The sequence below is a fragment of the Methanoculleus taiwanensis genome (assembly GCF_004102725.1).
Classification (GTDB): Archaea; Halobacteriota; Methanomicrobia; order Methanomicrobiales; family Methanoculleaceae; genus Methanoculleus_A; species Methanoculleus_A taiwanensis.
Map to the genome: position 1 here is coordinate 1,197,518 of NZ_LHQS01000002.1, position 12,931 is coordinate 1,210,448.

The following is a 12,931-nucleotide window of genomic DNA, read 5'->3' on the forward strand; positions in this document are numbered from 1 at the left end:
ACCGGGACAGATGGAAAACCCGCTGATCTGCTTCGCCCCGAGATAGCAAAGAGATGATCCGATGCCGCACCGATACCTTACTCTGACCGCACGCGCCGACGCACTTTCCCTGATGAAACAAAAGTTTCCGCCGCCGAACCATATCGAGACCGTTCTGCTGGAGCATTCGGTGGGCAGGGTCACTGCAAAGCCGCTCTATGCCTGCCACTCAGTTCCTCCCGGGAATGTGGCGGCGATGGACGGATACGCCGTGCAGAGCCATGAGACGGTGGGAGCGGGCGACCGGCGGCCGAAGACCCTTGCACAGGCCCACCGGGTGAATACGGGAGAGGTCGTTCCGGGGATGTATGACGCAGTCATCATGATCGAGGATGTCTGGCAGGAAGATGGCAGGATTATCATCCGCAAAGCCGCAGCTCCGGGACAGTTCATACGCCGTGCTGGCGAAGATATCCGGGCGGGAGATCTTATCGTTCCCCGTGGCCACCAGATCCGGCCGTTTGATATCGGGGCGCTCGGAGCTTACGGCATCTCGAATGTGCCCGTGCGGGCGGTACACGTCGGACTCATCCCGACCGGAAGCGACCTGGTGCCCATCGGCCAGGCGCCGCTGCCGGGAGAGACCGTCGAGAGCAACACCTGCATGGCCGGAGCCTATCTCGCGGGCATGGGGGCGACGAGCAGACGCTACGGAAGCGTTCCGGACGACACCGGAAGGATCTGCGAGGCAATAACAGCTGCTGTCCGGGAGAACGATATGGTCATCATCTCTGCCGGAACCTCGGCGGGAACACGCGATTTCACGGCCGCCGCCATCGCAACGCTTGGAGAAGTTCTCGTTCACGGGATCGCGGCAAGGCCGGGAAAACCGGTGGTCATCGGGTCGGTGGACAATAAACCCGTGCTGGGGCTGCCGGGCAACCCGGTGGCGACCCAGACGATGCTCCGCGAGCTGGTGGCACCGCTCCTTGAGCGGTGGGGCTTATCCCCCTATCAGAGATACGAACGCACCGTGCGGCTGGCAAGGACGGTAACCTCCGATCTCGGATTTGAAGAGTTCGTACCCGTCTCCGTCGGGCGGGTGGGCGACAGGTACTCTGCTGCGCCGCACCCCCGCGGCGGCGGTGTTCAGATGGCGGCGGTGCGGGCGAACGGATACATCCGGATCCCTGCGTCGGGTGAGGGGTTCGCAGCAGGATGCGAGATTCCCGTATCCCTCACGGTTCCGCCGGGGTATGTCGACCGGACGCTGCTCTGCATCGGGGTGCGCGATCCGGCGATCACCGAGCTTGCCGATTTTCTAGCCGAAGAGGGGTACCTGCTCCACTGCTGCGCCACCGATACCATCGGCGCTCTTCTTGCCCTGCAGGAGAACTCCTGCTATGCGGCGCCGGTCATGGTGCCGAAGTGCGAACCACTGGTGCGGGAACTCGCCGGCCGTTACTGTCCCGACGCGAACCCCCTCCGGGTGCGGATCGCGGCGAGAGAGATCGGGATTGCATCTGCTGACGGCCTCGAACTCTCCGATCTTGCGTCCGCCCGGGTGGCCGCCCCTCTGCGGGGCACTGCTCCACGGGTCCTCCTGGATGCACTCCTGCCGGAACACGGGATCGATCCTTATTCGCTCTCCATCGCCGCGGAGGTGCGGAGCCATGACTCGGCAGCCGCGGCGGTCAGCGGGGGCGTTGCAGATGCCGGCGTCTGCAGTGCCGGTGCGGCCGCTGCTGCACATCTTCGGTTCGTGCCGCTCGGCTCCGAGTCGTATGAGCTCTGGTTCCGGCAGGAAGTGCGCGACGACTCCGGGATTCGGGAGATTCTCCGCATTCTCGGGTCACCCGGTTTCTCCTCGCGTCTTTGTGACCGGTGGGACTACCAGACTGACCGGATGGGGGAGATGCTTCCCGGATTCCGGGAAAATCTCTCCGGCGACGCCGCTGGCGCCATGGAACGATCGATATCGTAAAGCCGCTGCCGGATACCCGGACACCGGCGGATCAAATCCGTTTTTACCGTCGATATCCGCATATCCGACGCTATTCTATCGTGATGTTCTCCAGCGAGAATGGAACGCCGGTAGCCGTGTTCAGCACAATCCCGACCAGCCCTTCACGCTCGTCCCCGACAATTCCCCGCACGAGGAGGAACAGATCCGTCCAGCGTATACGCGGCCGGAACACCGCAATGACCGGCCGGGGACGTCAGCAGGACCGTATCATACCAGCAGACAACTGCGGCGGGATCACGTGCCGCTATCTCGATGCTTCTGATGCCGGCCGCTCCGTTCGGATGTGCGGTCACGTTGCCGTCCGGGACATCGGGATCGGCCCTGCAAGGATGAAGCCACCACGCTCTGCCACCGCCTGTTCTTCGGAGATAGTGAGCCCGGGACGGGAGAATAGCACAATCTCCAGGGCCGGTTCCCTCCGCGAGGTGGCGCATGAACCGCTTTTGCATCTGATCCGCTCCCGCGAGAGCCGCATCGAAGGTTCCAGCGGCTACGAGATCGTGCATCTCGGCAGCCATGGTTGGATCGACAGGGGCGAAGAGTTCCAGGTAACTGCCGTCTTTGAACGGGATAAGTGCGTTATGGGTGACGTTGTCCACATGGTCACCTCCCGGAACGACATTGAATCCCGCTGCACCGAATGTGTCCGCCGATGCGGTAAGATTCTGCACAACAATGACGGCGTGATCGATCCGCCATGCATTCTCGGGGGTAACGCCCGTGGCTGCATCGTCCTTACCGATCTCCCGGGTGGAGGAGCATCCGGCTGTACCGATGACCGATATCAGAAGAAGGAGTGAGAGAATGGAATAAAGCGGGAAACGCCTCATGCAAAAAGGTCCTATCCTCTATTATTTTTGCACACGGGATTTTACGGCAAAATCCGTCCTGCCGGTCATCTCCGGAGTATCGAATCCGGGGGATCGGGGGAGATCGTGGTGAGGGAGGATAACCCTCCATCGCTCACGCGTCCCGCCCGTAGTGCATCGTAAAGAGCGTCATATACTCATCCGCAGAGCATGCCGCATCGCACTGCAACGAGAAATCCGGTGCGAGGACGTCTTCGAAGAGGTCGCGCCACTCCGTCCGGAGCATGTGGTAATCGGTCCGCTCGCCCCTCCGCTGGGTCAGCAGGGAGACCTGCTCGGTCATCAGGAAGCAGTCCACGCAGTTGATCGCGACGTCCACGGGAGCGTCGTGCGAGAAGATAAAGTCAATGAGCCGCCCGTACGACTGGTAGACAGAGAAGGCCATCTCCGGCGAGTGCACCTCGGGAGCGTCGTGGTTTGCGTCGAGCTCGAAGATGACGAAATGGTCGATCCAGGGCTTTAAGCGGGCGAGGTGCAGCCTCTTCTGCTCAAGCGGCATGTGATGGAATGCAAGCGAGCTGACGGCGAGATCGAACCGCCGATCGATCTGCCCGGAGATCTCTTCGATACGATGATTCGCCGTCGTGATCATAGCGTCCGGGAAAGCCTTTCCGACCGTCGCTTCGGCGAGCTCGAGCATAGCGGGGGAGGCGTCGACCAGCATCACCTCGGCGATCTCACGTATCGTGCCGGTCTCCTGCAGGTGCAGAAGCAGCGCCGCCGTGAGACCTCCGTCGCCGCACCCGATATCCAGCATCTTTAGCGGCTCGTCGAAGGCGGGCAGGGTGCGCTCGCACTGCTGGAGAAAACGCGACCGTGCCGCTTTCATGACCGGGACACCTGCGAAGTGGAGGAACGGCCTCGGATCGCTGAACGCCGGTGTGGGCATGATCAGCCGGTTCTCCTGCCGCTCGAGAAAGCCGATCAGGAACGAGGACGAAAAGAGCCCCTCGCGCTCCTCGAGTGCGGCCGCTTCGAGCCATTCCCGGCCGCGGTCGCCCTGACCTTTCGCGGTGAGCAGCACACCGGCATAGAACTGGAACGCAGAAAGCCTCGAACTCCGGATCGCTCCTTCGCAGGAGTCGGGCAGTGCGTTTGTCGTCTCAATCTCCCGAGCGAGGGCGGCCCAGGTCTCTTTCTCATCTGCAGCAAGGAAGTACATAGGTTTCAAGCGCTCCCGGTGCGGAGTGCACCGCACGGTTCTGTACGTGTACCAGTCGTGCAGAGGGGTAAAACGCTTCCCTTTTGGTGCTGCGGAGAGCAGCGGGACTCCCGGCGACAGCGGGAGAAAGGGTTTTTGGGGCGTATACCGGAAGAGAGATTATCAGGCGCAGACCACGATTCACCATCATGCTGGTCAGCGAACAGACACAAAAACAGATTGAGAGTGTCCTTGAGCGGATAGCGCTTGCATACGGTGCAAAAGATATCGAGAGCCTCATGGCGGTCGTCGACCCCGACTTCCGCGGCTATGGAACCGGGCCGGATGAGGTCTTCATCGGGAAGGACGAGTACCGCCGCCAGGTCGAACGCGACCTCGCCCAGGCAAGCGAGATCGAGATCGGATACAGCGATCTCATGATCAGCGCGGAGGGGACGATCGCCTGGGTGATGGCTGAGCTGCTGGTGAACGCTGCCGTGAACGGCAGGCGCACCCGGCTTATCGGCAGGTTTACCGCTGTCTTCCGCGGTACCGGGCACGCGTGGCTCCTCGCACAGTCGCACCTCTCGCTGCCGGCAGCGGGACAGGAACCGGGGCAGTCATTCCCGGAGGAGTGACGCCGAAGGCTCCCGGTAAGACGCGCTCGATCCCGATCGGCGGCGGATATGCGCCACGAAACGCTTTCGTGCGGCATGCCCGACCCATAAATCGTTTTCTTTTTAGATGACGCTGAACCCCAGCAGCAGCGCGAGGAAGAGCACGAAATCGTATGTCGTGTGGGTGATTGCACATACCGTCGTGCTGTAGCGGCTCCGGATCACGCCAAAGACCAGCCCGGCGATGAAGACCGAGATGATGCCGTCCCAGTTATACTGGAACGCGTGGAGAGCGGCAAAGAGCATCGCCGGGAGAATGATGCCGAACCGCGGCTGCAGAATCCCTCGTATCGAGATCTCTTCGCCGAATCCGGCGGAGATCGATGCTACGAGTATCCCGACGGGCGTCAGGTACGGGACGAGGAACCGTTCAAACGCCTCGGTGTCCGTGAGCGGCCATCCGAGCGCCTCCCAGACAGAACCGATCGCGAGGTCGAGGAGAGAGAAGAGCCCCACGAGAGCGAGGCCGAACCCGACGGCGAGCAGCAGTTCCCGTGCGCCCGGCCGCGTAAGGCCGAGCCGCTCTAGGCTCTCCGGGAGTTTTCGCGTCGTAAAGAGCCCGACGATGACGAACGATGCCACGATCGTCCAGAAGAGGGTATAGATATCGACGGATACCGCCCCCTCGAAGAACGTGGTATCGGCATCGATAATTCCGGTGAAGGTCTCGGAGAGGTACGGCGGAACTCCGGTGACCGCGACCGGTACAAGCGGGATGAGTGTCAGCGCAAAGACCGTTACGAGCGCAATGGTATGCACCCGATTATACGGGGAGAAGTCGAGCCGGGATGCAAGCCGGATCCGGACAGCCCGCAGCAGCGGAGTGAAGGAGAGGGCGAGAGCTCCTGTGCATGCACAGAAGAGCAGGAAGATCTCGATCGCCGCCTGCGACGTGACCCGTTCGTCGACCGCGGCCGGATCGGGGTTCCCGGTGAGTAAGAACTCCGGCGGCAGGATGGTCACGACCCCGAGAGCAAACGAGAGGACTGCCAGCCCCAAGACGACGGCAAGGAGGATGAGGTAGGCAGGATACTTCAAAGCCGGGTGGATGAGGGAGAGGTATGCCGCCGCGGCGAGGAACACGAACGGCGTGAGGGTAGCGGCCGACCCGAGGAAGAGCCCTATCTCCGTCCCGCCCCCGAGAAGCCCGCCGGCAACTGTTGCAACGATGAAGAGCAGCAGGACGGCAGCGATCCCCGGATAGTTGATCCTGCTCTGTATCGAGGTTCCTTCAGGCATGGGTTCCTTTCTGTTTCGGCCTGTTCTGCGATAAAGGTACGTAATCCCGTGCATGCGCCCGTTCCGGCGGAATTCCCCGGATACCGATAGATCCGAAGAATTTCGAAGTCAACAATCCCTTTTTCTCCCTCCCTTGCCTATACCCTCATCATGGTGAAAATGAGTGCCTGGAACCGGCAGCATGCAGCGGCAAAAGCGGCGCTGCTCGTCATCATTATTGCATGCATCATCTCCGCCGGATGCACGTGGGAGGGAACGAACGTTGAGCCCGCCGCCTCACCGGCCGGCGCGGCCTGGACGCTCCTTTCGTATGCAGGCGGGAACGGGACGGAAGTTCCTGTTCTGGAAGGAACGACGATCACCGCAGATTTCGGCGAGGACGGTCTCGTCACCGGGTCGGCCGGGTGCAACGGCTACTCGGGGTCTTACAGTGTTTCGGGAACCGCCATCGGGATCACCTCGGTCGTCTCGACGCTGATGGCCTGCACGGAGCCTCCCGGGGTCATGGAGCAGGAGGGGAGGTATCTCGACCTTCTCGGCACGGCAGCGGCCTTCCGGATGGAGGGCGATCGGCTTATCCTCACCGATGCCGAAGGACGGTCGATCCTGACGTACGAACGGACTGCCGCCCCGGAGACGGCGCAACTCGAGGGGCCGACGTGGGAGCTGCAGTCATATAGCAGCAACGGCACGATGGTTCCGGTCATCAACGGCACCACGGTCACCGCGGCCTTCGGGAACGGCTCGGTCGAGGGCTCTGCAGGCTGCAACAGTTACGGCGGCGATTATACGGTGAACAGGTCGGCTCTCACTATCGGCATGCTCTTCCATACGGAGATGTACTGCCTCGAGCCGGCCGGCATCATGGAGCAGGAAGACCGCTACCTCGCCCTTCTCGGTGCGGCGGCGGGCTACCGGCTGGAGGGCGACACGCTGACGATCACGAACGGGTCTGGCGAGGCGGTTCTGGAGTTCCGGACGGTTCCAAAACCCGCAGCTCTGCCGCTGGCGGATACGGTCTGGACGCTGACCACCATCGGCGGGCCCGGGGATACCGTCTCCTCGGCCATCGCGGGGACGGAAATCACCGCGATCTTCGGGAACGGCTCGGTCACCGGCAACGCCGGGTGCAACTCCTACGGCGGGAACTACACGGTCGACGGCAGCCGGCTGACGATCGATTCGATCGGTTCGACCAAGATGCACTGTACCAGGCCCGCAGGCGTGATGGAACAGGAGACTCGCTACCTCAATCTTCTCGGCTCGACAGCGGAGTACCGGATCGAGGGCAACCGGCTGCTGCTCACCGATGCCGGAGGAAACAGCATCCTGGAATTTCGAGGCAGCCAGTGAATCTTCAGGGACGATTCTCGCCGGATCGATCTGGACGCTACGGTCATATCGGGGACATTATGACCTCTGGACGGTCGCCCTCGTGCCGGGCACGGCGATCACCGCATCATTCGGGTACGGCTGGATGAGCGGGAAAGCGGGGAACTACTACTCGGAGTCGTACCGGATCGACGGGTCGGCGATCTCGTTTGCACCCGGATACCGGACAGATATCCTCTTCACCGAGCCTGCGGGCATGATGGAGCAGGAGGAGCAGTACTTCATGCTCCTCGAGCACGTGACCGGATACCGTCTCGGGGAGGAGAGCCTCGTGCTCACCGACGGGGAAGATCACCCCCTCCTGCTGTATACCGGGGCAGAATGAGACGCTGCCGGAGCCCTTTCAAGGGGCTCCGCGGGACTGTTACGGATCTGTTACAGCATCGGAGATTGCAGTTACAAAACTGTAACATTCTTATCTACGGCCGTTACAAAACTGTAACAATGTCGAAAGTCGTCCGTATCGATGAAGAAGCGCTGGCTATTGCACTCGGCTACGGGGATTCACTCTCCGCCGGGGTGAAGAAGATGGCGGAGATCATCGCCAAAACCGAGAAAGCGCGGGCCGATTACGAGAAGATCGAGCGGATGATCCGCTCGACCATCCAGGAAGAACTCGAGACGCTCACCCGGTACTGATCGGCCCTGCCTCAGCAGGCCTGCCGGCCCGGATGAATGCGTCGAGCCGCTGCTGCAGATCGTCCGGCACCGCCGTATACTGCGTCTTTATGTCGCGACTGCCGAGGCCGAGCGCGAGCGCATGAACGACGAAGGGATTCTCCCATACACTCTGCTCACTGAGTTCCTGCGCCTGCCCGTTCAGGAAGAGCGCCGCCTTCCAGGATAATTTCTTCGTGAACGGAACGCCGGTGTACATATCGGTGAGGATAGCGAGGGCGACGGCCTCCGCCGCCACCGGGTCGCTGCTTGCAAAGACGCACCCCGGGTCGGGAGTGATCGTATACGCTTCCCCGAGGCCGCCGTAGCTGTTGTGCACGGCGTAAGCGTTCGGGCCGAAGGTCAGCTGCGCCTTCGTCCCGACAAAGAGGGTTGCCCGGAGTTTATCGGCGACGCAAAGGGCTATCTCGGTCATCCGTCTGAAGAATACATCCCGGTTCCGGTAGTCGGTCGTAAGGCTCGTGCCCTTTACGGCGTTCTCGACGAATGAGTAGAACGGCCCTTCCGCATGGAACTCGACCCTCGAGTCGTCCCGGAGAATCCCGACCCAGTTCTTGAACCCGAGCGTGACGCCCGCCTGCGAGTGGGTGGAGAGCCGCGGGAGGGCGACGATATGGTCGACCCGGTCGACGACAGACGTATAGTAAAATCCATTCGGCCAGGAGGGCGTCCGCTCCGCCGGAAACAGGGAGTATCCCCTATCCCACCCCTCCTGCTCGAAACCGATGAACGTGAGACCCCCATCGCCGGCCATCCCCGTCGCCGCGTAGAGGTCTGCCGTCGAACCCTTGATGCTGCCGGACGAATCCTGCACCACCGCCTCGACACCCGCCTGGTCACCGACGATGACATCGGCGCCGCGGTCGGCGAGCACCGCCGCGACGGCGTGGACGGCGAGCGGGTGGGTCGTCGACGGGTACGGGTCGCCCGAGTTGAGAGCTGGCTTGAGGAGAACGGTATCGCCGGGCGAGAGCCATGCAAGATCATCGGAAGCCTGCAGAAAGGCGGCCCGGATAGCGGCGGAGAGTTCCCGCACCGACCCGTCCGCCCGTACGGCGTGTACGTATACCTTTGCCATCCCCATCATCTCCGGAAGGTTTTCGCGGGGTATGGCTATCCCCGCTACTTGAGTGTGTCGGGTGCTCGGAGAACAGTGGCCAGAGAGGGCTCCGGGCGGGACGACCGCCCCGGGTCATGTGAATCGTGAGGAATATCTTCGTGGGAGTGGGAGCAGGAGAATGGGCAAGCCCCCTCCACCGACACTATTTACCGCCACCCGCGTTCCGGATGCAACGCCATAGCAGTCTTCGTGGCGGCTGCGTGGTTGTTGAGGATGCAGTATTCTTTCTCAAGTACCGCGCGGAAGAGAGCGATAGAAGCGGTAGCTCTAGCATATATTTACCGGACTCTTCCGTGCATCAATAGAAGGATTCTCTTTTTCCTTTGGGTAATTTTTGAGAAACGACCGTCAGCCCACGAAAGGAAAAGAGAAATGCTTTTGATTGCCTGGAAGGCAGTAATCTCTATCAAACTCTGATAGCTGATCCGGCATCCTGAGTTGCTGACTTCCCCAGGCGAGAAGCGGTTACCGACCACCATCGATAATACACGGCATATACCCCGCCTCGCCATCGCCTGCCTCATCAATCCCCTCTCGCTTTTTGCGGTAGTAGAGCACCGGCCGGATCAGCATCGCGGATACGTGATCGTGATGAAGAAATGGGCTATTTTCTCTGTGGTTCTCTTTGTATTGATAGCGCTGGTCCCGCCGGCACTGGCGCAGGAAACCTACACGACCGACAATATATCTATCTCAGGCCACTCGCCATTTGCACCCCTGCCTGAAGATGATCCGGCCGGGCTGATACTGTCTGATGCCGCAGTAGCGCTCTCCGATCCGCCGGCACTCGAATGGCAGAAGTGTCTCGGCGGGTCGGGGGATGACGGGGCATTCAGTATCCAGCAGACGAGCGACGGCGGATATATCATCGCCGGGCGTGCCTCCTCGAACGACGGCGACGTCTCCGGCAACCACGGCAACTGGGACTTCTGGGTGGTGAAAGTGAACGCCAGCGGCAACGTCACCTGGCAGACATGCCTCGGCGGGGCGTTTCATGATTTTGCCTTGAGTATCCAGCAGACGAGTGACGGCGGGTATATCGTCGCCGGGAATACAGCGTCGGGCGAAGTCTCCGGCCACCACGGCGGGTATGACGCCTGGGTGGTGAAACTGGATGCCACGGGTACCCTGGTCTGGCAGCGTTGCCTCGGCGGATCGGACTGGGACTATGCCTATAGTATCCAGCAGACGAGCGACGGCGGGTATATCGTCGCCGGGGAGACGCAGTCGAGCGACGGCGACGTCTCAGGCAACCACGGCGGCAGTGATGCCTGGGTGGTAAAATTGAACGCAGGCGGCACCCTGGTCTGGCAGCAGTGTCTCGGCGGGTCATCCACTGACTCTGCGGATAGTATCCGGCAGACGAGCGACGGCGGGTATATCGTCGCCGGGAAGACCGCATCCACCGACGGCAACGTCTCCGGCAACCATGGCGACGCTGATGCCTGGGTGGTGAAACTGGACGCTGCCGGTGACATCGCCTGGCAGCAGTGTCTCGGCGGGTCGTCGAATGATGATGCCCAGAGTATCCAGCAGACGAGCGACGATGGGTATATCGTCACCGGAGTTACCTGGTCGACCGACGGCGACGTCTCCGGCAACCACGGCGGCAGTGATGCCTGGGTGGTGAAAGTGGACGCTACCGGTGACATCGCCTGGCAGAAGTGTCTCGGCGGGTCGTCGAATGATGGTGCCCAGAGTATCCAGCAGACGAGCGACGATGGGTATATCATCGCCGGAGTTACCTGGTCGACCAACGGCGACGTCAGCGGCAACCATGGCAACGGTGACGCCTGGGTGGTGAAACTGGAAGGCACCGGATCGGTCGCCATCCCGGTCGCCAACTTCACCGCGAACGTCACCGCCGGCACGGCGCCGCTCACCGTGCAGTTCACCGACACCTCCTCGAACACGCCGGCCTCCTGGTCATGGAGCTTCGGCGACGGTGCGACTTCGACCGAGCAGCACCCAATCCACATCTACACCGCCGCCGGGAACTACACCGTCAACCTGACCGCAACGAATGCCGGCGGTACGGCAGACCTCACAAAGACCGGGTACATTACCGTAATGGGATCGACGCTGGCCGCCAGCTTCACCGCGAACGTCACCTCCGGCACCGCCCCACTCACCGTGCAGTTCACCGACACCTCCACCGGTAGCCCGACCACCTGGAACTGGAAGTTTGGTGACGGGAACACCTCCTCGCTCCAGAACCCCGTGCATACTTATGCCCTCACCGGAAACTACACAGTCTCCCTTACTGCAACGAACGAAGGCGGCACGGCAAACCTCACAAGAACCGGGTACATTACCGTGACCAGAATGCTCTCCGATGCACCGGCACTCGAATGGCAGAAGTGTCTCGGCGGGTCGTCGGTTGATGGTGCCTGGAGTGTCCGGCAGACGAGCGACGGCGGGCATATCGTCGCCGGGAAGACCTCCTCAACCGACGGCGACGTCTCCGGCAACCACGGCAACGATGACGCCTGGGTGGCGAAACTGGAGGGTAGCGGTACCCTGATCTGGCAGCAGTGTCTCGGCGGATCGTCCACTGATTATGCCTGGAGTATCCAGCAGACGAGCGACGGCGGGTATATCGTCGCCGGGGTTACCTGGTCGACCGATGGCGATGTCTCCGGCAACCACGGCGGCAGTGATGCCTGGGTGGTGAAACTGAACTCAAGCGGTAATCCGGCATGGCAGACGTGCCTCGGCGGGTCGTCGGTTGATGGTGCCGTGAGTATCCAGCAGACAATCGACGGCGGGTATATCGTCACCGGGTATACATTTTCCAACGATGGTGATGTCAGTGGCAACCACGGCAATCGTGATGCCTGGGTGGTAAAACTGGACTCAAGCGGTAATCTGGCATGGCAGACGTGTCTCGGCGGGTCGTCGGATGATGGTGCCTGGAGTATCCAGCAGACGAGCGACGGCGGGTATATTGTCACCGGGCGTGCCTCCTCGACCGACGGCGACGTCTCCGGCTGCCACGGCAACTGGGATTTCTGGGTGGTGAAACTGGACGCTGCCGGTGCAATAGTCTGGCAGAAGTGTCTCGGCGGGTCACAGAATGATGAGGCATATAGCATCCAGCAGACGAGCGACGGCGGGTATATCGCCGCCGGGTATACCAACTCGACCGACACCGACGGCGACGTCTCCGGCAACCACGGCAGGTATGACACCTGGGTGGTGAAACTGGGCGCCAGCGGTGACATCGCCTGGCAGCAGTGTCTCGGCGGGTCGCAGAATGATATTGCGCAGAGTATCCGGCAGACGAGCGACGGCGGATATATCGTCACCGGAGTTACCGGGTCAACCGACGGCGACGTCTCCGGCAACCACGGCGGCACTGATGCCTGGGTGGTGAAACTGAACTCAGGCGGCAATCGGGTCTGGCAGAAGTGTCTCGGCGGGTTATCGTATGATTATGCGTATAGTATCCAGCAGACGAGCGACGATGGGTATATCGTCGCCGGGTATACTCAATCCACCGACGGCGATGTGAGCGGCAACCACGGGAATCAAGATGCCTGGGTGGTGAAACTGGAGGGGACCGGATCGGTCGCCATCCCGGTCGCCAACTTCACCGCAAACGCCACCGCCGGCACGGCGCCGCTCACCGTGCAGTTCACCGACACCTCCTCGAACACGCCGACCTCCTGGTCGTGGAGCTTCGGCGACGGCGCGACCTCGACCGAGCAGCACCCAATCCACACCTACACAACCGCCGGCACCTACACCGTCAACCTGACCGCAGCGAATGGCGACGGCTCGAACACCCGGACACAGACCAACTACATC

Annotated in this window: 10 protein-coding genes; 6 read left to right on the forward strand and 4 right to left on the reverse strand. The window is 61.7% G+C overall.

What is annotated here, in order from left to right; translation table 11 throughout:
• The first annotated feature begins 61 nt into the window (after nucleotides 1-61).
• Nucleotides 62-1,963 (forward strand): molybdopterin-binding protein, encoded by a 1,902-nt coding sequence (locus ABH15_RS10505; protein ID WP_128694276.1) that lies wholly within the window; start codon nucleotides 62-64, stop codon nucleotides 1,961-1,963.
• Between the two features lie 143 nt (nucleotides 1,964-2,106).
• On the opposite strand, the gene ABH15_RS10510 is transcribed toward ABH15_RS10505, so the two are convergent.
• Both ABH15_RS10510 and ABH15_RS10515 read right to left on the reverse strand, forming a co-directional pair.
• Entirely contained in the window at nucleotides 2,107-2,835 is a 729-nt protein-coding gene (locus ABH15_RS10510; RefSeq protein ID WP_128694277.1) for a VOC family protein, read from the reverse strand.
• 133 nt (nucleotides 2,836-2,968) lie between these two features.
• Entirely contained in the window at nucleotides 2,969-4,036 is a 1,068-nt protein-coding gene (locus ABH15_RS10515) for a class I SAM-dependent methyltransferase (RefSeq protein ID WP_128694278.1), read from the reverse strand.
• 188 nt (nucleotides 4,037-4,224) lie between these two features.
• On the opposite strand from ABH15_RS10515, the gene ABH15_RS10520 reads away from it, so the two are divergent.
• Nucleotides 4,225-4,653 carry a nuclear transport factor 2 family protein gene (locus ABH15_RS10520; RefSeq protein ID WP_128694279.1) on the forward strand — a complete coding sequence of 143 codons (429 nt, stop codon included), beginning with the start codon at nucleotides 4,225-4,227 and terminating at the stop codon, nucleotides 4,651-4,653.
• A 102-nt stretch (nucleotides 4,654-4,755) separates the two neighbouring features.
• On the opposite strand, the gene ABH15_RS10525 is transcribed toward ABH15_RS10520, so the two are convergent.
• Complete coding sequence (locus ABH15_RS10525) at nucleotides 4,756-5,931, reverse strand: CPBP family intramembrane glutamic endopeptidase (RefSeq protein ID WP_164913726.1); 1,176 nt, start codon at nucleotides 5,929-5,931, stop codon at nucleotides 4,756-4,758.
• 150 nt (nucleotides 5,932-6,081) lie between these two features.
• On the opposite strand from ABH15_RS10525, the gene ABH15_RS10530 reads away from it, so the two are divergent.
• The 3 genes from ABH15_RS10530 to ABH15_RS10540 all read left to right on the forward strand — a co-directional run bounded on the left by ABH15_RS10530 (nucleotide 6,082) and on the right by ABH15_RS10540 (nucleotide 7,962).
• The gene (locus tag ABH15_RS10530; protein ID WP_128694281.1) at nucleotides 6,082-7,284 is read left to right on the forward strand and encodes an META domain-containing protein; all 1,203 of its coding nucleotides are present in this window, start codon (nucleotides 6,082-6,084) and stop codon (nucleotides 7,282-7,284) included.
• The gene (locus ABH15_RS10535) at nucleotides 7,241-7,648 is read left to right on the forward strand and encodes an META domain-containing protein (protein WP_128694282.1); all 408 of its coding nucleotides are present in this window, start codon (nucleotides 7,241-7,243) and stop codon (nucleotides 7,646-7,648) included. The genes ABH15_RS10530 and ABH15_RS10535 overlap by 44 nt, the downstream gene beginning before the upstream one ends.
• Before the next feature lie 119 nt (nucleotides 7,649-7,767).
• Nucleotides 7,768-7,962, forward strand: a complete 195-nt coding sequence (locus ABH15_RS10540; protein ID WP_128694283.1) for a hypothetical protein — start codon at nucleotides 7,768-7,770, stop codon at nucleotides 7,960-7,962.
• On the opposite strand, the gene ABH15_RS10545 is transcribed toward ABH15_RS10540, so the two are convergent.
• On the reverse strand, nucleotides 7,949-9,079 hold the full coding sequence (locus ABH15_RS10545; RefSeq protein ID WP_164913727.1) for a DUF362 domain-containing protein: 1,131 nt from the start codon (nucleotides 9,077-9,079) through the stop codon (nucleotides 7,949-7,951). The genes ABH15_RS10540 and ABH15_RS10545 overlap by 14 nt on opposite strands.
• 480 nt (nucleotides 9,080-9,559) lie before the next feature.
• Here ABH15_RS10545 and ABH15_RS14010 point away from each other — a divergent pair.
• Nucleotides 9,560-12,931, forward strand: a 3,372-nt coding sequence (locus tag ABH15_RS14010) for a PKD domain-containing protein (protein WP_128694285.1), incomplete at its 3' end; no start/stop codon positions are given.

Coding starts and splice junctions, on each gene's coding strand:
- ABH15_RS10545 (WP_164913727.1), bottom strand. CDS start 9,079: ATGGCAAAGGTATACGTACACGCCGTACGGGCGGACGGGTCGGTGCGG.
- ABH15_RS10540 (WP_128694283.1), top strand. CDS start 7,768: ATGTCGAAAGTCGTCCGTATCGATGAAGAAGCGCTGGCTATTGCACTC.
- ABH15_RS10510 (WP_128694277.1), bottom strand. CDS start 2,835: ATGAGGCGTTTCCCGCTTTATTCCATTCTCTCACTCCTTCTTCTGATA.
- ABH15_RS10535 (WP_128694282.1), top strand. CDS start 7,241: ATGCCGGAGGAAACAGCATCCTGGAATTTCGAGGCAGCCAGTGAATCT.
- ABH15_RS10525 (WP_164913726.1), bottom strand. CDS start 5,931: ATGCCTGAAGGAACCTCGATACAGAGCAGGATCAACTATCCGGGGATC.
- ABH15_RS10515 (WP_128694278.1), bottom strand. CDS start 4,036: ATGTACTTCCTTGCTGCAGATGAGAAAGAGACCTGGGCCGCCCTCGCT.
- ABH15_RS10520 (WP_128694279.1), top strand. CDS start 4,225: ATGCTGGTCAGCGAACAGACACAAAAACAGATTGAGAGTGTCCTTGAG.
- ABH15_RS10530 (WP_128694281.1), top strand. CDS start 6,082: ATGGTGAAAATGAGTGCCTGGAACCGGCAGCATGCAGCGGCAAAAGCG.
- ABH15_RS10505 (WP_128694276.1), top strand. CDS start 62: ATGCCGCACCGATACCTTACTCTGACCGCACGCGCCGACGCACTTTCC.